Source organism: Streptomyces sp. NPDC048507 (assembly GCF_043199995.1).
In the GTDB taxonomy this organism is placed as follows: domain Bacteria; phylum Actinomycetota; class Actinomycetes; order Streptomycetales; family Streptomycetaceae; genus Streptomyces.
The window spans coordinates 554367-577226 of the sequence record NZ_JBICWZ010000004.1 but is presented as its reverse complement, the minus strand read 5'-3'; the positions used below and the strand labels follow the sequence as shown (position 1 = coordinate 577226).

Genomic DNA, 22860 nt, shown 5'->3' with positions numbered 1-22860 from the left:
CTGACGTGTCGTTCCGTCACTCGCATGCGCGTACCTGTCTACCCAAGGGACGTTGCGAACACAAACACGGTTTCACAAGGTCTGCACGTCTGTCCCGAATTACGTCATCCAGCGGTCGGGCCGGGCCGCCGCCCGGGAGGTACGGGAGCGGACCGCCTGGGCGTCCAGCAGCGCGGGCGCCTCCGCGGCCGGCCGCAGCCGGGCGGTGACGGTACCGTTCGCGCCGGTGTCCACGTGCAGGTCGGCCACGCCCCGGGCGCGCTCCCAGGGCCCCTGGGACAGGCGCACGCTCTGCACCTTCGCGTGCGGGACGATCTCCGTACGCCGGCACAGGAGCCCGCGCCGGGCGGCGAACAGCTCCGCCGAGACGGCCAGGCCGTAGCCCCTCCACCACACCGGCACCACCCACCGCGAGCCCGCGCGCGGGGACGGGCTGAAGGCCAGCGCCGCCAGGTCCGCGCCCGGCAGCACCCGGGCGATCACGGCGTGGGCGGCGGCCCGGGTGGCCACCGGGACCAGCACCCCGTTCTTCGAGCCCGCCACGGCCAGCTCCACCCGGACCCAGCCGCGCCGCCGCCACAGCAGCGGCTCCACGATCCGTACGGTCTGCACCCGCCCCGGCGGGACGGTCTCGTGGGCCCGGTCCAGCAGCCCGTGGTCCAGCCGCAGCCCGTCGGGGGACTCGGCGACCGTCCAGTCGTACTCGGCGAGGAAACGGCCCAGGCTGCCGGTCCACACCGCGCCGAGCAGCGGGAGCACGACGGCCAGCGCCGCCCAGAGGCTGTCGCTGAGCCACCACACCACCACCGGGGCGGCCAGCCCGCCCGCCAGCGCGGCCCACACGCCGAGGCTGAGCAGCAGGGAGACGACCAGGTCGGGCACCGACACCCGCAGCAGCTCCCGCTGCGGGGCCTCTCCGAGGGCGGCCGCCTCGGCCGGGGCGAAGCCGGCGGCCCGGGCCAGCAGCTCCGCGCGCAGGGCGACGGCCTCGCGCTCGCCGAGGAAGGCCAGCTCGTCCTTCTCCTCGGTGCCGATGACGTCGAGCCGGAGCTTCGCGACCCCGGCCACCCGGGCCAGCATCGGGCGGGTGACGTCCACCGCCTGGAGGCGGTCGAGGCGGATGTGGGCGGTGCGGCGGAAGAGGAGGCCGGTGCGGATGCGGAGCTCGGTGTCGGTGACGGAGTAGTGGGTGAACCACCAGCTGAGCAGCCCGTAGGCACCGAAGACGAGGAGCAGCGCGGCCAGCCCGAGCAGCCGCAGCCCGACGGGGTAGGAGCGGACCCACTCCTGGGCCCGCTCGCCCTGCTGGAGGGCCAGGCCCACGGTGGCCGCGATCGGCACCCACGCCCGCCGCAGCGGGGTCAGCACGTGCAGCCGCCGCTCCCCGGCGCCGGGCGCCTCGGCGGGGCCGGGACCGCCCACGGGGTCGCCCCCGCCGCCCTCGCCGGGCGCGGGCCCGCCCGGCACGGCCCCGCCGGTCACAGGCCCGCCGATCGGGCCTCGCCGAGCTCCGTCAGCCGGTCGCGCAGCCGCTCCGCCTCCGCGGGGACCAGCCCCGGGATCCTGGCGTCCGAGGCCGCGGCGGCCGTGTGCAGCTGTACGGAGGCCAGCCCGAAGCGCCGCTCCAGCGGCCCGGAGGTGACCTCCACCAGCTGCATGCGGCCGTACGGCACGACCGTCTGCCTGCGCCAGAGCACGCCCCGGCTGATCAGCAGGTCGTCGGCGCGCTCCGCGTACCGCCAGGACCGCCAGTTCCGCCCGAGCATCACCCACCCCCAGACCAGCGCGCAGGGCCACACCGCCGCGAACGCCGCCCACCCCGCTCCGGCCAGCAGCCCCAGCGACACACCGGTCGCCACGGTCAGGGCCACCGTCCACACCACCAGCAGCAGCCGCCGCAGCGTGAGCAGCCCACCCGGCAGCCCCACCCACGCGGGCTCGCCCGTCTCACGCTTCGTCCCGGTTCCCATTCCCCCACCCTAGGGCTGAGACAATGCGGCCATGACGGAGACCACGGTCGGCATCGGCGGTGCGGCGGAGAGCACCGACATGGTGCTCAACATCGGACCCCAGCACCCTTCCACGCACGGCGTGCTGCGCCTGCGCCTCGTCCTGGACGGCGAGCGCATCGTCAGCGCCGAGCCGGTGGTCGGCTACATGCACCGCGGCGCGGAGAAGCTGTTCGAGGCCCGCGACTACCGCCAGATCGTGATGCTGGCCAACCGCCACGACTGGCTGTCCGCGTTCTCCAACGAGCTCGGCGTGGTCATGGCCGTCGAGCGGATGCTCGGCATGGAGGTGCCCGAGCGCGCGGTGTGGATGCGGACGCTGCTCGCCGAGCTGAACCGGGTCCTCAACCACCTCATGTTCCTCGGTTCGTACCCCCTGGAACTGGGCGGCATCACCCCGATCTTCCACGCGTTCCGCGAGCGCGAGGAGCTCCAGGCCGTCATGGAGGAGATCTCCGGCGGCCGCATGCACTACATGTTCAACCGCGTCGGCGGCCTCAAGGAGGACCTGCCCGCCGGCTGGCTCGGCCGGGCCCGCGCGGCCGTCGCCGACGTCCGGACCCGGATGGACGTCTACGACCGGCTGGTCCACGGCAACGAGATCTTCCGCGGCCGCACGCGCGGCGTCGGCGTCCTGTCCGCCGAGGCGGTGCACGCGTACGGGGTCTCCGGCCCGATCGCCCGCGCCTCCGGCGTCGACTTCGACCTGCGCCGCGACGAGCCGTACCTCGCCTACGGGGAGCTCCAGGACGTCCTCACGGTGGTCACCCGCACCGACGGCGACTGCCTGGCCCGCTTCGAGGTCCTCCTGGAGCAGACGCACAACGCCCTCGACCTGGCCGTGGCCTGCCTGGACCGGATGGACGAGCTGGCGCCCGGCCCGATCAACCAGCGGCTGCCGAAGGTACTGAAGGCGCCCGAGGGCAGCACGTACGCCTGGACCGAGAACCCGCTGGGCATCAACGGCTACTACCTGGTCTCGAAGGGCGAGAAGACCCCGTACCGGCTGAAGCTGCGCAGCGCCTCCTTCAACAACATCCAGGCCCTCGCCGTCCTGCTGCCGGGGCAGCTGGTCGCGGACATGGTGTCGATCCTGGGCTCGCTCTTCTTCGTCGTCGGCGACATCGACAAGTAGCCGCAGCGCGGCCGGACCGGGCGCCGCGCTGTCGGTGGGGCAGGGCAGACTGGGGGCATGTCCCACTCCCCCCGGCGGGCCTGCCCCGCCTGCGGCCGCGACTGCGCCGTGACGGCCGGCCGGATCGCCCGGCACGACCCCCCGACCGGGCGCGGGCGCGGCGACCTGGTGTCCTGCCCCGGCTCCCGCGCACGGGTGGTCCTCGGCGCCTCGGCCCCGACCCTGGACGGCTTCACGCTCGGCCCGCACGCGGGCCAACTGCCGCTGTTCTGAACCGCGTTGCGCGGCGTGCGCGCTAGGAGATGGCGGTGCGCAGGCTGACGACGTCGATCGGCTCGGTCTCGTCGTGGGCGGTCAGGTCGATGACCTGGCCCAGGGCGCGCTGCTCGGGCGTGGCCGCCTTGTACTCCGGGCCGGACGCGGTGCCCGTGGACTCGGCCTTGTGCACGGCGAGGGCCTCGGCGCCGACCACGTCGGCCAGGTCCTCGTTCTGCACCGACTCGATGGCGGCGCGGGCCTGCGCGGTGGTCTTGGTGCCGAAGAAGTCGAAGCCGCCCTCGACGCGCGAGGCGGAGCGGCGCGGGGAGGCGTACGGGGCCACCGCGGCGGCGGGCCGGCGCGCCGGGACGGCTGCCGTGGCGGGAGCGCCACCGGGCGTACGGGCGTGGGTGGTTGCCCCGGACCCGGACCCGGACCCGGAGGCCACAGCGGCTCCGGACGCCACCACGGCTCCCGGGGCGGACGCGGGCGCCGCGACCGGGACCCCGCCGCCCGTCGGCGCGGGCGGCCCGGCGGGCAGCGCCTTCGGCCCGGCGGTGCCGGCGGCGTTCGCCTCCGCCTTGCGGAGCAGGGCGACCAGCGCCGCGTTGGCCCGGGCGTAGCCGACGGCGGTGGGAGCACCGCTGCCGGTGCGCTCCTGCGAGACGGCGGGCAGTTCCTTCGCCGCCGCGGCCGGGGCCTCGGCGGCCTGCGCGGCCAGCAGGCGGCGCTTCTCCAGGGCACTGGCCCGCTCGGTCTCGGCGGTCGCGTAGCGGCGCAGCAGCGCGGCGTGCTCGCCGCGCAGGCCCGCCAGTTCGACCCGCTTGGCACGCAGCTTGGTGTCGAGCTTGACGCGCAGGACGCGCGCTTCCTCCAGGTCGGATTCGAGCTCGGCTATCCGCTCGTCCGTCTTCCACTCGTCCTTGACGCGCTCGCGCGCGAGCTCCGCGACGCGGCGCCCGGCCGCCCGGTCCCAGGAGCGCATGAGCACGGCGCCGCCGACGCCGGCGGCCGCGGTCAGGGCCACGAGCAGGCGCAGCGCGAGCGGTTCCGCGAGCAGCCAGGCCGCGCCGGCGCTGGCGACGCAAACCCCGGCGACGGCCGTCGGCGTGAGGAGTCGGTGCAGGGGCTCGGGATTGCGGTGGCGTCCACGGGGCATGGCCTGAAATTTACAGTGCGTGGACGGCGCGTGGGGTACCCGCCCGGCAATCTCTTGCCGGGCGGTTACCCCACAATTCTCCATCAATCCGGTAACCGCTACTTGGCGAGAAGGCCCTTGGAGTCGAGATAGGCCTTCGCGACGTCCGCCGGCTTGGCGCGCTCGGCGTCCACCTTGCGGTTGAGGTCCACCAGGTCGGCCGTGGTGAGCACCTTGGTGAGCTTGTCCAGGGCGGCCGCGACCTCCGGGGCCCCGGCGTCCTTGGCGTTGACCACGGGCAGGACGTTGTCGGCGTTCTGGAGCTTCTTGTCGTCCTCCAGCAGGACCAGACCGAAGCCGTCCAGCGTGGCGTCGGTGGTGGTGGTCAGCACCAGCTGGTCCACCCCGTCCTTGACGGCCTGCTTGGCCTGCGGGGTGCCGACGCCCTTCGGGTCGATGCCCTCGACGGAGATTCCGTACGTCTTCTCCAACCCCGGGGCGCAGAAGGGCCGGACGGAGCATTCGTCGCCCGCCGCGATCTTCACCTTCAGCCCCGACCTGCCGAGATCGGAAAGCGTCTTCAGGTTGTTCTTCCGGGCGAACTCCTTGCTCACCGCGAAGGCGTTCTGGTCGACCGCCGCACCCGCCGGAAGGGCCTTGAGGCCGAGCGGCGCGGCGAGCTTGTCCAGCGCCGCCACCGTCGCCGTCGCGTCGCTGGAGGCGACCGGCTTGTCCTTCGGCGCGCCGGAGCCGTTCACCTTGGCGTTGAGGAACTCCGCGAGCGTGGCCGCGTACTCCGGGACGACGTCGATCTCGCCCTTCTCCAGCGACGGCTCGTACAGCTCACGGTTGTTGACCGTGGTGATGGAGGTGTCGTAGCCGGCCCCCTTGAGGAGTTGGGCGTACAGCTCGGCCAGCACGTTGGACTCGGTGAATCCGGCCGAGCCGACCACCAACTTGCCCTTGGCGCCCCCGCCGGAGGACGACGCGTCGGCCGAGGATCCGCCGTCCTTGGTCTTCTCCAGGGTGTCGCCCCCGCACGCGCTGAGCGAAACGGTCAGGGCCACCGCGCCCAGGGTCGCGCCGAGGACGCGCGTGGACTTGCTCATCAAAGCTCCTAAGGGAAAGGGAAGGGGGAAGGAGAACGCGCAGGGCGCCGCCGGGGACCGGATCAGCGCGCCGTCCGGCGGCTCGGCAGCAGCCGCTCCGCCGCCACCAGCGCGCCCTCCACCACCAGGGCCAGCAGCGCGACCAGCAGGGCTCCCGCGACGACCTGCGGGGTGTTGTACGTGTTGAAGCCGGCGGTGATGATCCGGCCCAGGCCGCCCTGGCCGACCATCGCCGCGATGGTGGCGGTGGCGATGACCTGCACGGCGCCCGAGCGCAGCCCGGTCATCACCAGGCCGCGCGCGAGCGGCAGTTCCACCTTCAGGAACAGCTGGCGGCCGGACATGCCCATGCCCCGGGCCGCCTCCACCACCGAACGGTCCACCTCGCGCATGCCCACGTAGGCGTTGGTCAGCAGCGGTGGCACGGCGAACAGCACCAGCGCGACGATCGTCGGCAGGTAGCCCGCGCTGCGCAGCGGCGAGACCATGAACAGGGCCAGCACCGCGAAGACCGGGACGGCCCGGCCGACGTTGGAGACGTTGACGGCGAGCGCGCCGCCCTTGCCGATGTGCCCGAGCCACAGCCCCAGGGGCAGCGCGAGGGCGCAGGCGACGGCCAGCGCGATCCCGCTGACGTAGACGTGTTCGCCGAGGCGGTGCCAGACGCCGCTCTCCCCGGACCAGTTGGCCCCGTCGGCCAGCCAGTCCCAGGTCTGTCCGAGTACGCCCACGGCCTCAGGCCCCCTTCGCGGTGCGGGCGCCGGCCCGGGTCCAGGGCGTCAGCAGGCGCTGCACCCCGAGCAGCAGCAGGTCGGCGACGAGCGCGAGCAGCACGCACAGCACGGAGGCGGTGAGCACCTGCGCCTTGAAGGAGCTGTTGACGGCCGGGGCGATGAGGTTGCCCAGCCCGCCCTTGCCGACGATGGAGCCGACGGTGGTCAGCGCCACCGTCGAGACGGTCGCGATCCGCACCCCGGCGAGCAGTGCGGGCAGCGCCAGCGGCAGTTCGACCTGCCACAGCAGCCGGCCCGGGCCGTAGCCCATCCCGCGCGCGGCCTCCCGTACCTCCTCGGGGACGGCTTCCAGCCCGGCGAGCACGTTGCGCACCAGGATGGTCAGCGAGTACAGCACCAGCCCGGTCACCACCAGCGCGGCGGAGAGCCCGAAGAAGGGCAGCAGCAGCGAGAACATGGCGAGCGAGGGGATCGTGTAGAGGAGGGTGGTGAGGCCGAGCACGGGGGCCGCCCAGTGCCGGCCGCGGCGGGCCAGCAGGGCGAGGGGGACGGACACGGCGACGCCGATGAGCACCGAGACGACGGTGATCCAGACGTGCTGGACGGTGGCGTCGGTGAGTTCCTGGGAGCGGGAGCTTACGTAGTCCCAGCAGATCCAGTCGTTGGCCACGAGGCAGCTCTGCCCGGCCATGCTCCTCACCCCCGTCACCCGTGCGTCTCGTGGTCGTGTGCGTCCGCAGGACCGCATGCGCGGCCACCAGCGACCATAACCCCCGCCGCCGACAATGGCCGGAATCCTTCGCACCGAGGCAACACAGCCTTTACAAAACCCTGCCGCTCGTGAGGAAGGATGGCGATGTGATCCGATTCGAGCATGTGACCAAGCGCTACCCCGACGGGACCACGGCCGTCGAGGACCTGTCCTTCGAGGTGACGGAGGGCGAGCTCGTCACCCTGGTGGGCCCGTCCGGCTGCGGCAAGACGACCACGATGAAGATGGTCAACCGGCTGATCGAGCCCACCTCGGGCCGGATCCTGCTCGGCGGCGAGGACATCGCGGCGGCCGACCCGGTCGAGCTGCGCCGCCGGATCGGCTACGTCATCCAGCAGGTCGGCCTGTTCCCGCACAAGACGGTGCTGGAGAACACGGCGACCGTCCCCCAGCTGATCGGCACCCCCAAGGCCAAGGCCCGCGCGCGGGCGGCCGAGCTCCTCGAACTGGTGGGGCTGGATCCGGCCGTCTACGGGGGCCGGTACCCGGAGCAGCTGTCGGGCGGCCAGCGCCAGCGCGTCGGCGTGGCCCGCGCGCTCGCCGCCGATCCGCCGGTGCTGCTGATGGACGAGCCGTTCGGCGCGGTGGACCCGGTGGTGCGCGAACGCCTCCAGAACGAGTTCCTCACCCTCCAGCGCACCGTCCGCAAGACGATCCTGCTGGTCACGCACGACCTGGAGGAGGCCGTCCGGCTCGGCGACCGGATCGCGGTCTACGGGAACGGCACCATCGAGCAGTTCGCCCGGCCGGCCGCCGTGCTCGGCGCCCCGGCCACCGAGTACGTCGCCGGGTTCGTGGGCGCCGACCGGGGACTCAAGCGGCTCGCCGTGACCCCCGTCGAGGCGGCCGACCTGGCTCCGGCGGAGGGTTCCGCGCCCGTCCCGGCCGCGTCCGTGGCCCTGGGGGCCTCGCTGCGCGAGGCCCTGGCGGCCCTGCTCCAGGAGGACTCCGGGCGGATCGGCGTCACGCATCCGGACACCGGAGCACTGGTCGGCGTACTGACTCCGGAAGCCGTGCACCGCGCGCTGCGCCGGGCCCACCTGCAAGAGGCGTAGGCGCGCGCGTGCGGGCCTGCATCCCGCGCGGAAACGGAAGAGGGCCCGACCGTGGTCGGGCCCCGCGCCTGTCCCCGCGGGGGATCAGGCCTGCATGCGCGCGCTCAGCCACACCAGCATCGGCGGGATCTCGCGGCGCCAGGTGTTGAAGTTGTGGCCGCCGCTGTCGAGGACGATCGAGGAGACCCGGTCCGGGCCCTTGACCAGCTTGATGAACTTCTTGGTGTCGTTCAGGTTGTCCTCGCCCTTCTCGCTCGTGGTGACGAGGAAGGACGTGCCGCTCGGCTTCTTGTTCTCCACGCTGTGCAGGACGTCCGCGCGCTTCTTCAGCTTGTCGTCGCCGTGGAACAGGTCACCGGTCGTCGCGTCGTCCGCCGCCTTGTAGTACGCCGACAGGCCGACGGCCGTACCGAAGGTCTGCGGGTGGTGCGCGGCGATCTTCAGGGCGCAGTAGCCGCCCGTGGAGTTCCCGACGAAGCCCATGTTCTCGGGCTTCTTGCCGACCCGGAAGGTGCTCTGGATGGCCTGGGGCAGGTCCTGCGCGAAGAAGGTCTCGGTCTGCGGGCCGCCCGGTATGTCCACGCACTCGGTGTCGCGCGGCGGGGCGATGGTCGGCCGCAGCATGACCAGGATCATCGGCTTCATCTTGCCCTGCTTGGCCTGCTTGAAGGCCGTCATGGGGTAGTTCAGCCCTTTGATCAGGTTTTCGGCCGTTCCCGGGTACCCCGTCAGGACGATGGACGCCGGAAAGTTCTGCCCCTTGTGCTGGGGCTGGAAGTACTCCGGCGGGAGCCAGACGTAGCCGGGGCTCGTTATCTTCGACTTCTGCCCGGTTATGGCGACCTTCAGGATCTGGCCGCCGACCTGCGGCTTGCCACCGCCCGGCACGTCGAGCTTCTGCTTGTCGATGACCTTGATGTCGCGGCTGCTCATCGAGTGGTCGACGACCTTGCCGATGGACGTCTCCTGACCGAACAGGTCGGCCCACGAACCGTAGAAGAGGAACGACTTGTTCGCCGCCAGACCGACTGCCGAGAACAGCGCCAGCTGGGTCGCGAGCAGGAGGCCGATCCGGCCGGCGATCGAGCGCCAGGAGCGGCCCGAGAGCTTCGGCCAGAACCAGACCGTCACCCCGAACAGCAAGACACCGGCGATGATGGCCAGGACCAGAACCGTATTACTGGTGAGACCCATGAGCAGTCAGTCGACTTTCTGATGGCAGGACTAGTTTTTTCCGACGGGAAGAGTGAACCGCCTCCTCCCGGATGTCGTCCTAGTGGACGCACCACACCCCGGAGGCCGTCACGGCCTTCGGCCACATGATCTCTCGCGGAGCAACGGGAAGCGATGTCTAGCAGGATAGATGGCGATAAGTCCGGACAGGTTCCGAAGCGGGTCAGCCGAATCCTCCGAGGCCCACGACCGGAGGCCGTCCCCGGCCTCGTAGGCACGGCCGTCATGATCGTCGGGCTGCTGGACGTCGCCGCGGGCGTCTTCCCGCGGTTCCGCCACAGCCGGATCCACGCGGTCACCGAAGTCCTGCCCGGTTCGCTGGGCCCGTTCGCCGCGGCCCTGTCCATCAGCGCCGGCGTCCTCATCCTGCTCCTCGCGCACGGCCTCAAGCGGCGCAAGCGGCGGGCCTGGCGGGCCGCCGTCGTCCTGCTGCCGGCCGGTGCCGTCGCGCAGTTCGCGTACCGCCACTCCTTCATCGGCGTGGTCATCGCGGCCGTGCTCCTCGCGCTGCTGCTGCGCCACCAGGGTGAATTCAAGGCCCTCCCGGACCCGCGCAGCCGCTGGAAGGCGCTCGCGAACTTCGTGCTGATGAGCGCCGGCTCCATCGGCCTCGGTCTGGTGATCGTCAACGCCCACCCGGGCAAGGTCGTCGGCCGCCCGAGCCTGTACGAGCGGATCACCCACGTCGTCTACGGCCTCTTCGGCTTCGAGGGACCCGTCGACTACGCCGGCCGGGTGTCCTGGACCGTCGGCTACTCCCTCGGCGCGCTCGGCATGCTGACCGCCGTCACCACCATCTACCTCGCCTTCCGCCCCGAGCACCCGGCGGCGCGGCTCACCGCCGACGACGAGGCCAAGCTGCGCGAACTGCTCGCCAAGCACGGCGGCCGCGACTCGCTCGGCCACTTCGCGCTCCGCCGCGACAAGGCCGTCGTCTTCTCCCCCAGCGGCAAGGCGGCCGTCACCTACCGCGTGGTCTCCGGCGTGATGCTCGCCTCCGGCGACCCGGTCGGCGACGTCGAAGCCTGGCCCGGCGCCATCGAGCGGTTCATGGAGGAGGCCAAGGCCCACTCCTGGACCCCCGCCGTCATGGGCTGCAGCGAGACCGGCGGCGAGGTCTGGACCCGCGAGACGGGCCTGGACGCCCTGGAACTCGGGGACGAGGCGATCGTCGACGTCAAAGACTTCTCGCTGTCGGGCCGCGCGATGCGCAACGTCCGGCAGATGGTGAAGCGCATCGAGCGCAACGGCTACACCACCAAGGTCCGCCGGGTCAGCGAGCTCACCGAACACGAACTGGAGCAGGTCCGCGGCGCCGCCGAGGCGTGGCGCGGCACCGACACCGAGCGCGGCTTCTCCATGGCCCTGGGCCGGGTCGGCGACCCGGACGACGGCGACTGCTTCATCGCCACCGCGCACCGCGTGGAGGAGGGCGACACGAGCCCCTTCGGCGACCTGAAGGCCGTCCTGCACTTCGTGCCGTGGGGCAAGGACGGCATGTCGCTGGAGCTGATGCGGCGCGACCGCGCGGCCGACCCGGGCATGAACGAGCTGCTGATCGTGGCCTCCCTGGAAGCCTGCCCGTCGCTCGGCATCGAGAAGGTCTCGCTGAACTTCGCGATGTTCCGCTCGGCGCTCGCCCGCGGCGAGAAGATCGGCGCCGGGCCGGTGCTGCGGATGTGGCGCGGCCTGCTGGTCTTCCTGTCCCGCTGGTTCCAGATCGAGTCGCTGTACAAGTTCAACGCGAAATTCAAGCCCCGCTGGGAGCCGCGCTTCGTGGTCTTCCGGCAGACCCGCGACCTGCCGCGCATCGGCTTCGCCGCGATGCAGGCCGAGGGCTTCGTCACGCTGGCCCTGCCGCGGCTGTTCGCCAGCCGCCGCCGTCCCAAGCCGGTCCGCACCTGCGCCCACGGCCACGCGACGGTCCCGGCCCAGAAGGAACGCGAAGTCCAGGCGGCCTGACCCCCGGCGCCCGGCCCCCCGCGCCCCGGCCCCGGCCCCGGCCGGGAGCCCCGGGCCCGGCCCCCGGGCCGGAGTCCGTCGCCCGGTACGGAGGCCAGTGCCCGGCCCCCTGGCCCGGCCCCCCGCGGATCGGGCCCGACCCGGGGCCCGGGGGCCGCGGAGCACCCGTCGCGGGGCCCCGTCGCGGGGCCCCGTCGCGGGGCCCGGCCGCCGGGGCGGGGGCTCTACCCTGGACCCCATGAACACCAACCGCGGGCCCGTCTCCAGGGGCCTGGTGACCGGGCTGCCCGACTGGGACCGCTGCGGGGTCATGGGCGTCGTCAACGTCACCCCGGACTCCTTCTCCGACGGCGGCCGCTGGTTCGACACCACCGCCGCCGTCAAGCGCGGCCTCGACCTCGTCGCCCAGGGCGCCGACCTCGTCGACGTCGGCGGCGAGTCCACCCGCCCCGGCGCCTCCCGCGTCGACGCCGAGGAGGAGCTGCGCCGGGTCGTGCCCGTCGTCCGCGGCCTGGCCTCCGAGGGCGTCACCGTCTCCGTCGACACCATGCGCGCGGCCGTCGCCGCCCGGGCCGTCGAAGCGGGCGCCACCCTGGTCAACGACGTCAGCGGCGGCCTCGCCGACCCCGGCATGATCCCCGCGGTGGCGGCCGCGGAAGTCCCCTTCGTCGTCATGCACTGGCGCGGCTTCAGCGACGGCATGAACAGCCTCGCCGTCTACGAGGACGTCCTCGGCGAGGTCACCGCCGAACTGCGCGCCCGCATCGACGCCGTCGTCGCCGGCGGCATCGCCCCCGAGCGGCTCGTCGTCGACCCGGGCCTCGGCTTCGCGAAGAACGCCGAGCACGACCTGGCCCTGGTCGCCCACCTCCGCGAGCTGCGCGCGCTCGGCTTCCCGCTGCTGGTCGCCGCCTCGCGCAAGCGCTTCCTCGGCCGCGTCCTGGCCGGCGCCGCCGGCACCGCCCCGCCGCCCGCGCGCGAGCGGGACGCCGCCACCGCCGCCGTCTCGGCCATCGCCGCCCACCAGGGCGCCTGGGCCGTACGGGTGCACGAGGTACGGGCGACCGCCGACGCGGTTCGGGTGGCCCGCGCCGTGGAAGGGGCACTGTGACCCGCCGTTCGCAGGAGGAAGGGGCACGGTGAGCCTTACCGACATCGAAGCCGTCGAAGAGGTCAACGCGGCCTTCTACGAGGCCATGGAGCAGGGGGACTTCGACGCACTGTCGGCGCTCTGGCTGGAGGACGAGATCTCCTGCGTGCACCCCGGCTGGCCGGTGCTCTCGGGGCGCGGCGAGGTGCTGCGCTCGTACGCGCTGATCATGTCCCACACCGAGTACATCCAGTTCTTCCTCACCGACACCAAGGTGGCCCTCATAGGCGACACCGCCCTGGTCACCTGTACCGAGAACATCCTCAGCGGCGGCCCCGCCCAGGAAGCCGGGGAGCTGGGGCCGCTGGTCGGCCAGCTCGTCGTCGCCACGAATGTGTTCCGACGCACACCGGAGGGCTGGCGGCTCTGGTCCCACCACGGTTCTCCGGTCCTGACGGACTCCGAAGACGAGGACGAAGCGGGCACCGACTGACCCCAAGGGCGGGGGCGGAGCCGCGTCGCAGGTAAATTCGAAGGCGGACGACGCCGACCGCACTCGGCGTAGGCCATGGACCCGGGGAGTCCCGGGACCGGAAGCACCTACGAAAGCAGGAGTGATTCGCGTGGATCGTGTCGCACTGCGCGGCCTCAAGGCTCGCGGGCACCACGGCGTCTTCCCCCGGGAACGCGAAGAGGGCCAGACCTTCATCGTCGACCTCGTGCTGCACCTCGACACCCGTCCCGCGGCGGCCGGCGACGACCTGGCCAAGACCGTGCACTACGGCGTCGTGGCCGAAGAGGTCGTCGACGTGGTCCGGGGAGAGCCGGTCGACCTGATCGAGACCCTCGCCGAGCGGATCGCCCAGCAGTGCCTGAAGCACGAAGCGGTGGCACAGGTCGAGGTCGTCGTCCACAAGCCGGACGCACCCATCACCGTCCCCTTCGACGACGTGACCATCACGATCACCCGGAGCCGCGCATGAACAACGGCCTGAACGCCCAGAGCGACCCCACCGTCCAGCCGGTACCCGCCTCCGTCGTCGAGGCGGTCGACGCGGCGGACGTGACCCTGTCCAACCCCAAATGGGCCGTCATCGCGCTCGGCGCGAACCTCGGCAACCGGCTGGACACCCTCCAGGGTGCCGTCGACGCCCTCGGCGACACCCCCGGCCTGCGGGTCAAGGCCGTCTCCCCGGTCTACGAGACCGAGCCGTGGGGCGTCGAGCCCGGCTCGCAGCCCTCGTACTTCAACGCCGTGGCTCTGGTGAAGACGACCCTGCCCCCCACCAGCCTGCTGGAGCGCGGGCACGCGATCGAGGAGGCCTTCGACCGCGTCCGCGAGGAACGCTGGGGCCCCCGCACCATCGACGTCGACATCGTGGCCTACGCGGACGTGGTCTCCGACGACCCCGTCCTGACCCTCCCCCACCCCCGGGCCCACCTGCGCGCCTTCGTCCTGGCTCCCTGGCACGACGTGGACCCCGAGGCCCAGGTCCCGGGCCACGGCCCCGTGGCCGCGCTGCTGGCCGGAATCGGCCCGGCCGGCCTCACGGCACGCCCCGACCTGGAACTCCGCCTGCCGGAGTAGTCGTTAGTAGCCTGTTCACGGCCGTGCGGCCAGTCACTGAGAGCGGGGAACGGGCAAGTGAAGCAACTGAGGCCGGCGGTCCTGGCGGGCATCTTCGTGATCGCCGGGGTGCTGTCCTGGGCGGGCGCCCGGCTGTGGAACGCGTACGGCACCCTGCCGGGCGTTCCGCTGGCCGCCCCGGTCGTGCTGGCGGTCATCGCCGTCGTACTGTTCGCCACCGCGCTGTCGCTGCGCGCCCGGCTGAAGGCCCAGCGCGAGCGCCGGCCGGGGGCCAAGGGCGTGGAACCGCTGATGGCGGCCCGCGCGGTGGTCTTCGGCCAGGCCAGCGCGCTGGTCGCGGCCCTGGTGGCGGGCATGTACGGCGGCGTGGGGATCTTCCTGCTGACGGAGTCCCTCGACGTCCCCGCCCGCCGCGACCAGGCCTGGTACGCGGGCGGCTCGGTCCTGGCCGGGGCGGCCGTGATCGCCGCCGCGCTCTTCCTGGAGCACGTCCTGAAGCTCCCGGAGGACGAGGACCCCGACAAGGCCCCCGCCACCGCCTGAGGCGGCCGGGCCCCGCGCGGGGCCGGAGGGGACTCCTGAGGAGCCCGGACGCCCCCCGGGGCGCTCCCGGGCCACCCGGGCGCCCGCGGCGCTCAGGAGCCCGTCAGCGCGCCATGATGAGGGTCATGGCCTCGTTGCGGGTCGCGGGGTCGCGGAGCTGGCCGCGGACCGCCGAGGTGATCGTCTTGGCGCCCGGCTTGCGGACCCCGCGCATGGTCATGCACATGTGCTCGCACTCGATGACCACGATGACCCCGCGCGGGTCGAGGATCTCCATCAGGGAATCCGCGATCTGAGTGGTCAGCCGCTCCTGGACCTGGGGGCGGCGGGCGAAGACGTCCACCAGCCGGGCCAGCTTCGACAGCCCGGTGATCTTGCCGTCGGTGGACGGGATGTAGCCGACGTGCGCGACGCCGTGGAACGGGACCAGGTGGTGTTCGCAGCTCGACATGACCTCGATGTCCTTCACCAGGACCATCTCGTCGTGGCCCAGGTCGAAGGTCGTCGTCAGCACCTCTTCCGGCGTCTGCCACAGGCCGGCGAATATCTCCCGGTACGCCCGGGCCACGCGGCCCGGCGTATCCAGGAGGCCCTCGCGGTCCGGGTCCTCGCCGACCGCGATCAGGAGCTCGCGGACCGCCGCCTCGGCGCGCTTCTCGTCGAACTCGCCGATCGTGCCCTCGCCACCGGTCAGGGTCACTGGGTCGGTCATCTCATCCTCGTTCCTGTCCACACCACGCGGTCATGAAAGAAGCCGCGCCCCCCAGGCTAGAACCTGGGGGGCGCGGCTTCCATTCCGGACCTGGTCAGGCCTCCGGACGGTCCTCCGGGGAGGACTCCGGGGCCTTCTCCACCGACACGGCCGGCGTGGCCGCCGAGGTGCCGTTGGCGGAGTTCGTCAGCTGGAGCTCCTTGGGAGAGAGCACCGGCGGACGGGTGGAGGGGGTGCGGCGGGAGGAGCCGGTCCACGCGGGACGGGCCGGACGCTTCACGATCGTGGAGAAGACCTCGGCGATCTGCTCCTTGTTCAGCGTTTCCTTCTCCAGCAGCGCGAGGACCAGGTTGTCCAGGACGTCCCGGTTCTCGACCAGGATCTCCCAGGCCTCGTTGTGCGCGGTCTCGATGAGCTTCTTGACCTCTTCGTCGACCAGCGCCGCGACCTCTTCCGAGTAGTCCCGCGGGTGCGACATCTCGCGCCCCAGGAACGGTTCGGTGTTGTCGCCGCCGAACTTGATCGCACCGAGACGCTCGGTCATGCCGTACTGCGTGACCATGGCCCGCGCCGTGGCGGTGGCCTTCTCGATGTCGTTCGCCGCGCCCGTCGTCGGGTCGTGGAAGACCAGCTCCTCGGCCGCGCGCCCGCCCAGCATGTACGCCAGCTGGTCGAGCATCTCGTTGCGCGTGGTCGAGTACTTGTCCTCGTCGGGCAGGACCATGGTGTAACCCAGGGCCCGTCCGCGGGACAGGATCGTGATCTTGTGGACCGGGTCGGAGTTCGGGGAGGCCGCCGCGACCAGGGCGTGTCCGCCCTCGTGGTACGCGGTGATCTTCTTTTCCCGGTCCGACATGATCCGGGTCCGCTTCTGCGGACCCGCCACGACGCGGTCGATCGCCTCGTCCAGCATGTGGTTGTCGATCAGCTTCAGGTCCGAGCGGGCGGTCAGCAGGGCCGCTTCGTTCAGAACGTTGGACAGATCGGCACCGGTGAAGCCGGGGGTGCGGCGGGCGACGGCCGAGAGGTCGACGTCCGGAGCGACCGGCTTGCCCTTCTGGTGGACCTTGAGGATCTCCAGGCGGCCCTGCATGTCCGGCCGGTCGACCGCGATCTGCCGGTCGAAGCGGCCCGGGCGCAGCAGCGCCGGGTCGAGGATGTCGGGCCGGTTCGTGGCGGCGATCAGGATGACGCCGCCCTTCACGTCGAAGCCGTCCATCTCGACGAGCAGCTGGTTCAGGGTCTGCTCGCGCTCGTCGTGACCGCCGCCGAGGCCCGCACCGCGGTGCCGGCCGACGGCGTCGATCTCGTCGACGAAGACGATCGCCGGCGCGTTGGCCTTGGCCTGTTCGAACAGGTCACGGACACGCGAGGCACCGACGCCGACGAACATCTCGACGAAGTCGGACCCGGAGATCGAGTAGAAGGGAACGCCGGCCTCGCCCGCGACGGCTCGCGCGAGCAGGGTCTTGCCGGTGCCGGGGGGCCCGTAGAGCAGCACGCCCTTGGGGATCTTGGCTCCGACGGCCTGGAACTTCGCCGGCTCCTGGAGGAACTCCTTGATCTCGTGGAGTTCCTCGACGGCCTCGTCCGCACCCGCGACGTCCGCGAAGGTCGTCTTCGGGGTGTCCTTGGTGATGAGCTTCGCCTTGGACTTCCCGAAGTTCATGACCCGGGAGCCGCCGCCCTGCATCTGGTTCATCAGGAACAGGAAGACGACCACGATGAGGACGAAGGGCAGGAGCGAGAGCAGCACGCTCAGGAACGGGCTGGTCTTGTCCGGAGTGACCGAGTACCCGTCAGGGATCTGACCGGCTTCGAACTTGGTCTGGAGGTTCTGGGCGAGCTGAACGCCCTGATCCCCGATGTAGTTGGCCTGGAACTTGGTGCCGTCGTTGTTGCCGAGCTTCTGGTCCTTCTTCAGCTCGATCTTGATCATCTGGCTGTCACCGGTGGTCAGCTTCGCGCTTTCCACCTGGCCACTGTTGATCGCCTTGATGACCTCGCTGGTCTCCACCGACTTGTAGCCGCCGCCGGAGCCGACGACGTTCATCAACACGACCACGGCGAGGACGGCCAGCACGATCCACATGACCGGCCCACGGAAGTATCGCTTCACGTCCATCCATACGGGGCGCCAGGCACCCCGTCCCTCCTGCCCGTAGGTAAATGCTGCTGTGAGTAAAGACTGTTCTTCGGAATGTACCCCTGTATTGTCACCCGCGGCCTCATGGGACGGCTGACAGACCCGCTCCCCTCCTCAACGCGGGAGGTCGCCCCCAGGTTCCCCCGGGGGCGCGAGCGGCGGGACGGCCGACGTTACCGCCGTCCGGCGGGTTCAGCCGCCGTAGACGTGCGGGGCGAGCGTGCCGACGAACGGCAGGTTGCGGTACTTCTCCGCGTAGTCGAGGCCGTAGCCGACGACGAACTCGTTCGGGATGTCGAAGCCGACCCACTCGACGTCGATCGCGACCTTCGCCGCCTCGGGCTTGCGCAGCAGCGTGACGACCTTCAGGGAGGCCGGCTCGCGGGAGCCCAGGTTGGACAGCAGCCAGGACAGGGTCAGGCCCGAGTCGATGATGTCCTCGACGATCAGGACGTGCTTGCCCTTGATGTCGGTGTCCAGGTCCTTGAGGATCCGGACGATGCCCGAGGACTGGGTCCCGGCGCCGTAGGAGGACACCGCCATCCAGTCCATGGTGAGCGGGGTGGACAAGGCGCGCGCCAGGTCCGCCATCACCATCACGGCGCCCTTGAGCACACCGACGATGAGCAGGTCCTTGCCCGCGTACTCCGCGTCGATCTTCGCGGCCAGCTCGGCCAGCTTCGCGTCGATCTCTTCCTTGGTGATGAGCACCGACTGGAGGTCGCTGCCCATGTCCTTCTCGTCCACCCGCATCACTTTCGTTGTCGGCCGGGGCTCCGGGGGTGACCCCGGAGGACTCAACCGTGTTTCAGCACCAATCAGCCCTGCCGGATGACAAGTCTGCCACCCTGCCGCTGGGCCTCGACGCGGCCGGGCAGGTTGATGGCGCCCTGGCCCCGCCATCCGGTGATGAGGCGGTCGACTTCCTCGATGTGCCGGGCGAAGAGGGAGCCGGCGGGGGACCCGGCCGCGACCACGGCCCTGCGCAGCACCCGGCGGCGGACGGCCGGGGGCAGGGCGTACAGCTTGGCGCACTCCAGGCGGCCGTCCTCGTCGCGGACTCCGGCCTCGGCGTCGGCGGCCCAGGCGTCGAGGGCGTCGGCGTCGTCGCGGGAGAGCTGGGCGGTGCGGGCGAGCGCCTCCACGACCCCCTTGCCGAGCGCCTTCTCCAGGGCGGGCAGACCCTCGTGGCGCAGCCGGGAGCGGGTGTAGGCGGGGTCGATGTTGTGCGGGTCGTCCCAGACGGCGAGGGACTGGACCATGCAGGCCTTGCGGGCGGTCTGCCGGTCGATCTGGAGGAAGGGGCGCCGGTAGCGGTGGCTGCGGCCGGTGCCGCCGGACTTCTCCGCCATGCCGGACAGCGAGCGGATGCCGGAGCCGCGGGCGAGGCCCAGCAGGACGGTTTCGGCTTGGTCGTCGCGGGTGTGTCCGAGCAGCACGGCGACGGCTCCGAGCCGGTCCGCGGCCTCGTCGAGGGCGGCGTAGCGGGCGTCGCGGGCGGCCGCCTCGGGTCCGCCCTCGCGGCCGACGCGCACGGCGACGGACTCCACCGGGTCGAGGCGGAGTGCGGTCATGCGGGTGACGACCTCCGCCGCGCGCAGGTCGGAGCCGGGCTGGAGGCCGTGGTCTACGGTGACGCCGCCGGCCCGGATGCCGAGCTTGGGGGCCTCGAAGGCGAGGGCGGAGGCGAGGGCCATCGAGTCGGCGCCGCCGGAGCAGGCGACGAGGACGAGCGGCGTGCCGGCCCCGGTGCGGGGGTCGGCGGCGGTGGGGGCGAGATCGTTCAGGACGTCGTGGAGTACGCGGCGGACCGCCAGGCGTATCGCCGCGACCGCAGGATGGGGACCCATGTCCGGTGCCCTTCGTGGAGTTCGGATGCTCGGAGGGTGGGGGTGTTGCACGGGGAAAGGCGTTCGTCACTCAGAGTGCGTCGATGGTGACAGAGACGAGCCGTTCTCCGAGCATCGCACGCCCTTCCACGGCCCACGGTCCCTCGGACGGGTGATGCTGCTTCCCCCAGTGAGACATGTTTACGCCCCCTGCGTCACCTTTCTTCGCTCCCCGCGCTCCCCCTGCTGTGCACGCGCGCCACCCAGTCCGCGGGCCGGGCGATCTCGGCCTTGGTGGGCAGGGTGTTCGGCGAGGTCCACACGCGGTTGAAGCCGTCCATGCCGACCTGGTCGACGACGGCGCGGACGAAGCGTTCGCCGTCGCGGTACTGGCGGAGCTTGGCGTCGAGGCCGAGCAGCTTGCGCAGGGCGGCGTCGAGACGGCCGGCCCCGGTGGCGCGGCGCTGCTGGAACTTCTCCCGGATCTCGGCGACGGAGGGCACCACCTCGGGCCCGACCCCGTCCATCACGAAGTCGGCGTGCCCCTCCAGCAGGGACATCACGGCGGTCAGCCGCCCCAGCACCTCGCGCTGCTCGGGGGTCTGGACGAGCTCGACGAGGGAGCGGCCCTCGTCGGCGCCCTCCGCTTCGGGGCGGGCCCCGGCGAAGGACTGGACGGCTTCGCGCAGCCGTTCCAGGACGGCCCCGGGTTCCATCTCGGTGGCGCCCAGGAACGTCTGGATTTCGCCCTCCAGGTGGGCGCGCAGCCACGGGACGGCCGTGAACTGGGTACGGTGCGTCTCCTCGTGCAGGCACACCCAGAGCCGGAAGTCGTGGGGGTTCACCTCCAGCTCGCGCTCCACGTGCACGATGTTGGGGGCGACGAGCAGCAGCCTGCCGCCGGTGGCGGAGCCGCCGGGGAGGTCCGGGAGGGCGGGCGCGAAGGTCTCGTACTGGCCGAGCACCCGGGATGCCAGGAAGCTCAGCAGCATGCCCAGCTCGACGCCGGTGACCTTGCCGCCGACCGCGCCGAGGACGGCGCCGCCGGGGACGCCCGCACGGCGGTCCTGCATCTTGCCGAGCAGCGGGCCCAGCAGTTCGCGGAAGCCCGCGACGTTGGCCTTGACCCAGCCGGCCCGGTCCACGACGAGGACGGGGGTGTCCGGCAGGACGGTGCCCTCGGGCATCATCCGGGTGAACGCGCGCACGTGCTCCTCGGAGGTCCGGGCGTGCCGGCGGAGCTCCGCCACCACCGCCCGTGCCTCGTCGCGGCTGACGTCGGGACCCGGCCGCACGAGCCGGGTCGCGGTCGCCACCGCGAGGTTCCAGTCGACCATCTCCGCACCACCGATGCTCGTCATGCGTCAACCGTACGTGGACCGGCGCTCCTGCGGATCCCCCTACGACGTGGTGGCCACGGCGGCCGCCAGCTTGTCGAGCCCCTTCTCGGCGGCCGGGCCGTCCGCGGCGCCCGCCGTCAGGAAGGCGAAGGCGAGCAGCCGGCCGGAGGGGTCGACGACGGTCCCGGCGAGGGAATTGACCCCGGTGAGGGTGCCCGTCTTGGCCCGGAGCAGCCCGGCGGCCGGCGAGGTGCCGGCGTTGCGGGCGCGCAGGGTGCCGGTGAAGCCGGCCACGGGCAGCCCGGTGAGGACGGGCCGCAGCTCCGGGTGGCGGGGGTCGGCGGCAGCGGCGAGCAGGCCCGTCAGGAGACGGGTGGTGACCTTGTCGGCCCGGTTGAGGCCGCTGCCGTCGGCGAAGCGGGTGCCGGCGACGTCGAGGCCGAGGGAGGCCAGCTTCTCGGCGACGGCCTTCTCGGCGCCCTCGAAGGCGGCGCCCTGCCCGGCCGCGAGGGCGGTCTGGCGGGCGAGGGCCTCGGCGATGTCGTTGTCGCTGTTGGTCAGCATCCGCTCGACGAGCCCGGCGAGCGGGGTGGACAGGGTGGTGGCGAGCGGCTGCGCCCCGGCGGGGGCCTTGGTCCGGGCGGGGTCGCCGGTCACTTTGATGCCGCGGTCGCGCAGCAGGCCGGCGAAGGCGCGCGCGGTGTCCCCGGAGGGGTCCTCGGTGCGGGTGACGGGTCCGGAGGTGGAGTCGTCGGGCCGGCCCTCGTCGGCGGTGAGGGCGGTGACGGGCGCGAGGTTGTCGTTGGGGCCGATCGGGTGGCGGACGGCCCCGGTGTAGAGCGAGTCGTCGTAGCCGAGGGCGACGGTGTCGGTGCCGGCGGCCTTGAGGACCTGGGCGGTGTCGGCGGCGAGGGCCACGAGGCTGCCGCCGGATCCGGCGGGGCTCTTCTTCTTGGCGGTCAGGGACGGATCGCCGCCGCCGACCAGGACGATCGCGCCGGGGCCCGCTCCGGGCGTCACGGTGGTCCGGATGCGGTGTTCGGGGCCGAGGGCGGCGAGGGCGGCGCTCGCGGTGGCGATCTTGACGGTGGAGGCGGGGATCATGGCCTCGCCCGAACCCGACTCGAAGAGCACGCGGCCCGTGGCGGTGTCGACCACGCTGGCGCCGCGGACGGTGCCCAGCGCCGGGTCGGCGAGCAGGGGTCTGAGCACCCCGGCGAGGGCGTCGGGGGCCGCGCCCACGGCGTCGGCGGTGCGCGGGACGACCCCGGCGAGCACCCCGGGGGCGCTGGGCGCCGCCTGGGGCGGGGCGCCGGCGGCGTGATCTGCGCCACCCGTACGGCTCCAGGAGGCGGCCTCGTCCCGCTCGGCCTTACGCTGGCCGGAGTCCCAGGGCCCGGCGGCGGACACCACCGCGGCCGAGAGGGCGAGGCCGGCGACGGCCGACCCCGCGATGAGCTGCCATGTCTTGGCCAAGGGCACCTCGGACCAGCCCCTTTCGCGATCACACATATGCGTGAGGGACACTTAACCACTGCGTCTTGCCGCGAGCATGGCACCCCACCCGGCAGGGCTGGGCCGTACGAGCGCGCAGATGGATCAATGCAGTCCCGGAGCAATGCAGCTGAGCATGGAGGAGCAGGACGTGGAGTTCGACGTCACCATCGAGATCCCCAAGGGTTCGCGGAACAAGTACGAGGTGGACCACGAGACCGGCCGGATCCGTCTGGACCGTCGCCTCTTCACCTCGACCAGCTACCCGGCCGACTACGGCTTCGTCGAGAACACCCTCGGCGAGGACGGCGACCCGCTGGACGCGCTGGTCATCCTTGACGAGCCGACCTTCCCGGGCTGCCTGATCAAGTGCCGCGCGATCGGCATGTTCCGCATGACGGACGAGGCGGGCGGCGACGACAAGCTGCTCTGCGTGCCGGCCTCCGACCCGCGCGTCGAGCACCTGCGCGACATCCACCACGTCTCCGAGTTCGACCGCCTGGAGATCCAGCACTTCTTCGAGGTCTACAAGGACCTGGAGCCGGGCAAGTCCGTCGAGGGCGCGAACTGGGTCGGCCGCACCGAGGCCGAGGCCGAGATCGAGGCCTCGTACAAGCGCCTGGAGGCGCAGGGCGGCCACCACTGAGCTTCCGCTCACTGACCGTCCCGTCGGGCGGCACCCCCTCGGGGAGTGCCGCCCGACGGCGTTTGCG

General features: G+C 72.2%; 23 protein-coding genes. 10 read left to right on the top strand and 13 right to left on the bottom strand.

Annotated features, from left to right (window positions below):
• Positions 1-99: 99 nt before the first annotated feature.
• Positions 100-1482 carry a PH domain-containing protein gene (locus ACGFXC_RS15730; protein WP_393713071.1) on the bottom strand — a complete coding sequence of 461 codons (1383 nt, stop codon included), beginning with the start codon at positions 1480-1482 and terminating at the stop codon, positions 100-102.
• On the bottom strand, positions 1479-1970 hold the full coding sequence (locus tag ACGFXC_RS15725) for a PH domain-containing protein (protein ID WP_393713069.1): 492 nt from the start codon (positions 1968-1970) through the stop codon (positions 1479-1481). The genes ACGFXC_RS15730 and ACGFXC_RS15725 overlap by 4 nt, the downstream gene beginning before the upstream one ends.
• Before the next feature lie 31 nt (positions 1971-2001).
• On the opposite strand from ACGFXC_RS15725, the gene ACGFXC_RS15720 reads away from it, so the two are divergent.
• A complete protein-coding gene (locus ACGFXC_RS15720; protein WP_393713067.1) occupies positions 2002-3144 on the top strand; it encodes an NADH-quinone oxidoreductase subunit D in 1143 nt (380 codons plus the stop codon).
• Between the two features lie 57 nt (positions 3145-3201).
• A complete protein-coding gene (locus ACGFXC_RS15715) occupies positions 3202-3417 on the top strand; it encodes a hypothetical protein (protein ID WP_362864409.1) in 216 nt (71 codons plus the stop codon).
• Between the two features lie 22 nt (positions 3418-3439).
• On the opposite strand, the gene ACGFXC_RS15710 is transcribed toward ACGFXC_RS15715, so the two are convergent.
• From ACGFXC_RS15710 to ACGFXC_RS15695, 4 genes are all read right to left on the bottom strand, one after another.
• Positions 3440-4561 (bottom strand): hypothetical protein, encoded by a 1122-nt coding sequence (locus tag ACGFXC_RS15710; RefSeq protein ID WP_393713066.1) that lies wholly within the window; start codon positions 4559-4561, stop codon positions 3440-3442.
• A gap of 98 nt (positions 4562-4659) precedes the next feature.
• The gene (locus ACGFXC_RS15705; protein WP_393713064.1) at positions 4660-5649 is read right to left on the bottom strand and encodes an ABC transporter substrate-binding protein; all 990 of its coding nucleotides are present in this window, start codon (positions 5647-5649) and stop codon (positions 4660-4662) included.
• Between the two features lie 62 nt (positions 5650-5711).
• Positions 5712-6380: an ABC transporter permease gene (locus ACGFXC_RS15700; RefSeq protein ID WP_393713063.1), complete on the bottom strand. Its 669-nt coding sequence runs from the start codon at positions 6378-6380 to the stop codon at positions 5712-5714.
• A 4-nt stretch (positions 6381-6384) separates the two neighbouring features.
• Entirely contained in the window at positions 6385-7074 is a 690-nt protein-coding gene (locus ACGFXC_RS15695) for an ABC transporter permease (protein WP_393713061.1), read from the bottom strand.
• Positions 7075-7241: 167 nt separating this feature from the next.
• Here ACGFXC_RS15695 and ACGFXC_RS15690 point away from each other — a divergent pair, with 167 nt between their 5' ends.
• Positions 7242-8210, top strand: coding sequence for an ABC transporter ATP-binding protein (locus ACGFXC_RS15690; RefSeq protein ID WP_393713059.1), 969 nt, complete (start codon positions 7242-7244; stop codon positions 8208-8210).
• 84 nt (positions 8211-8294) lie between these two features.
• Here the strand turns inward: ACGFXC_RS15690 and ACGFXC_RS15685 are convergent, their stop codons facing one another.
• The gene (locus ACGFXC_RS15685) at positions 8295-9404 is read right to left on the bottom strand and encodes an alpha/beta hydrolase (protein ID WP_393713057.1); all 1110 of its coding nucleotides are present in this window, start codon (positions 9402-9404) and stop codon (positions 8295-8297) included.
• A 153-nt stretch (positions 9405-9557) separates the two neighbouring features.
• On the opposite strand from ACGFXC_RS15685, the gene ACGFXC_RS15680 reads away from it, so the two are divergent.
• From ACGFXC_RS15680 to ACGFXC_RS15655, 6 genes are all read left to right on the top strand, one after another.
• Positions 9558-11405, top strand: a complete 1848-nt coding sequence (locus ACGFXC_RS15680; protein ID WP_393713055.1) for a phosphatidylglycerol lysyltransferase domain-containing protein — start codon at positions 9558-9560, stop codon at positions 11403-11405.
• Between the two features lie 238 nt (positions 11406-11643).
• Entirely contained in the window at positions 11644-12516 is an 873-nt protein-coding gene (gene folP / locus ACGFXC_RS15675; RefSeq protein WP_393713053.1) for a dihydropteroate synthase, read from the top strand.
• Positions 12517-12544: 28 nt separating this feature from the next.
• Positions 12545-12988, top strand: coding sequence for a nuclear transport factor 2 family protein (locus tag ACGFXC_RS15670; protein WP_351815762.1), 444 nt, complete (start codon positions 12545-12547; stop codon positions 12986-12988).
• A gap of 130 nt (positions 12989-13118) precedes the next feature.
• Complete coding sequence (gene folB / locus ACGFXC_RS15665; RefSeq protein ID WP_351815760.1) at positions 13119-13478, top strand: dihydroneopterin aldolase; 360 nt, start codon at positions 13119-13121, stop codon at positions 13476-13478.
• On the top strand, positions 13475-14083 hold the full coding sequence (gene folK, locus ACGFXC_RS15660; protein WP_393713051.1) for a 2-amino-4-hydroxy-6-hydroxymethyldihydropteridine diphosphokinase: 609 nt from the start codon (positions 13475-13477) through the stop codon (positions 14081-14083). Before folB ends, folK begins: the two co-directional genes overlap by 4 nt.
• A 57-nt stretch (positions 14084-14140) precedes the next feature.
• Positions 14141-14626 carry a DUF3180 domain-containing protein gene (locus tag ACGFXC_RS15655; RefSeq protein WP_393713050.1) on the top strand — a complete coding sequence of 162 codons (486 nt, stop codon included), beginning with the start codon at positions 14141-14143 and terminating at the stop codon, positions 14624-14626.
• 103 nt (positions 14627-14729) lie between these two features.
• Here ACGFXC_RS15655 and folE read toward each other — a convergent pair whose 3' ends face one another.
• The 6 genes from folE to dacB form a co-directional block, all read right to left on the bottom strand.
• Complete coding sequence (gene folE, locus ACGFXC_RS15650; protein ID WP_393713048.1) at positions 14730-15338, bottom strand: GTP cyclohydrolase I FolE; 609 nt, start codon at positions 15336-15338, stop codon at positions 14730-14732.
• A 94-nt stretch (positions 15339-15432) separates the two neighbouring features.
• Entirely contained in the window at positions 15433-17463 is a 2031-nt protein-coding gene (gene ftsH / locus ACGFXC_RS15645) for an ATP-dependent zinc metalloprotease FtsH (protein WP_393713046.1), read from the bottom strand.
• Positions 17464-17676: 213 nt separating this feature from the next.
• Positions 17677-18237 carry a hypoxanthine phosphoribosyltransferase gene (hpt, locus tag ACGFXC_RS15640; protein ID WP_393713045.1) on the bottom strand — a complete coding sequence of 187 codons (561 nt, stop codon included), beginning with the start codon at positions 18235-18237 and terminating at the stop codon, positions 17677-17679.
• Positions 18238-18302: 65 nt separating this feature from the next.
• On the bottom strand, positions 18303-19334 hold the full coding sequence (gene tilS, locus ACGFXC_RS15635) for a tRNA lysidine(34) synthetase TilS (RefSeq protein WP_393713043.1): 1032 nt from the start codon (positions 19332-19334) through the stop codon (positions 18303-18305).
• Positions 19335-19528: 194 nt separating this feature from the next.
• A complete protein-coding gene (locus tag ACGFXC_RS15630; RefSeq protein ID WP_393713041.1) occupies positions 19529-20674 on the bottom strand; it encodes a zinc-dependent metalloprotease in 1146 nt (381 codons plus the stop codon).
• Between the two features lie 39 nt (positions 20675-20713).
• Positions 20714-22165 (bottom strand): D-alanyl-D-alanine carboxypeptidase/D-alanyl-D-alanine-endopeptidase, encoded by a 1452-nt coding sequence (gene dacB / locus ACGFXC_RS15625; protein ID WP_393713040.1) that lies wholly within the window; start codon positions 22163-22165, stop codon positions 20714-20716.
• A gap of 133 nt (positions 22166-22298) precedes the next feature.
• Between dacB and ACGFXC_RS15620 the strand changes: the two genes are divergently transcribed.
• Positions 22299-22793, top strand: a complete 495-nt coding sequence (locus ACGFXC_RS15620; protein ID WP_008742522.1) for an inorganic diphosphatase — start codon at positions 22299-22301, stop codon at positions 22791-22793.
• Positions 22794-22860: the final 67 nt, after the last annotated feature.

What these genes read in the sequence shown, in the direction of transcription:
- ACGFXC_RS15725 (WP_393713069.1), bottom strand. Translation starts at nt 1,970, where the DNA reads ATGGGAACCGGGACGAAGCGTGAGACGGGCGAGCCCGCGTGGGTGGGG.
- ACGFXC_RS15720 (WP_393713067.1), top strand. Translation starts at nt 2,002, where the DNA reads ATGACGGAGACCACGGTCGGCATCGGCGGTGCGGCGGAGAGCACCGAC.
- ACGFXC_RS15715 (WP_362864409.1), top strand. Translation starts at nt 3,202, where the DNA reads ATGTCCCACTCCCCCCGGCGGGCCTGCCCCGCCTGCGGCCGCGACTGC.
- ACGFXC_RS15710 (WP_393713066.1), bottom strand. Translation starts at nt 4,561, where the DNA reads ATGCCCCGTGGACGCCACCGCAATCCCGAGCCCCTGCACCGACTCCTC.
- ACGFXC_RS15705 (WP_393713064.1), bottom strand. Translation starts at nt 5,649, where the DNA reads ATGAGCAAGTCCACGCGCGTCCTCGGCGCGACCCTGGGCGCGGTGGCC.
- ACGFXC_RS15695 (WP_393713061.1), bottom strand. Translation starts at nt 7,074, where the DNA reads ATGGCCGGGCAGAGCTGCCTCGTGGCCAACGACTGGATCTGCTGGGAC.
- ACGFXC_RS15685 (WP_393713057.1), bottom strand. Translation starts at nt 9,404, where the DNA reads ATGGGTCTCACCAGTAATACGGTTCTGGTCCTGGCCATCATCGCCGGT.
- ACGFXC_RS15680 (WP_393713055.1), top strand. Translation starts at nt 9,558, where the DNA reads ATGTCTAGCAGGATAGATGGCGATAAGTCCGGACAGGTTCCGAAGCGG.
- folP (WP_393713053.1), top strand. Translation starts at nt 11,644, where the DNA reads ATGAACACCAACCGCGGGCCCGTCTCCAGGGGCCTGGTGACCGGGCTG.
- folK (WP_393713051.1), top strand. Translation starts at nt 13,475, where the DNA reads ATGAACAACGGCCTGAACGCCCAGAGCGACCCCACCGTCCAGCCGGTA.
- folE (WP_393713048.1), bottom strand. Translation starts at nt 15,338, where the DNA reads ATGACCGACCCAGTGACCCTGACCGGTGGCGAGGGCACGATCGGCGAG.
- ftsH (WP_393713046.1), bottom strand. Translation starts at nt 17,463, where the DNA reads ATGGACGTGAAGCGATACTTCCGTGGGCCGGTCATGTGGATCGTGCTG.
- hpt (WP_393713045.1), bottom strand. Translation starts at nt 18,237, where the DNA reads ATGCGGGTGGACGAGAAGGACATGGGCAGCGACCTCCAGTCGGTGCTC.
- tilS (WP_393713043.1), bottom strand. Translation starts at nt 19,334, where the DNA reads ATGGGTCCCCATCCTGCGGTCGCGGCGATACGCCTGGCGGTCCGCCGC.
- ACGFXC_RS15630 (WP_393713041.1), bottom strand. Translation starts at nt 20,674, where the DNA reads ATGACGAGCATCGGTGGTGCGGAGATGGTCGACTGGAACCTCGCGGTG.
- dacB (WP_393713040.1), bottom strand. Translation starts at nt 22,165, where the DNA reads ATGTGTGATCGCGAAAGGGGCTGGTCCGAGGTGCCCTTGGCCAAGACA.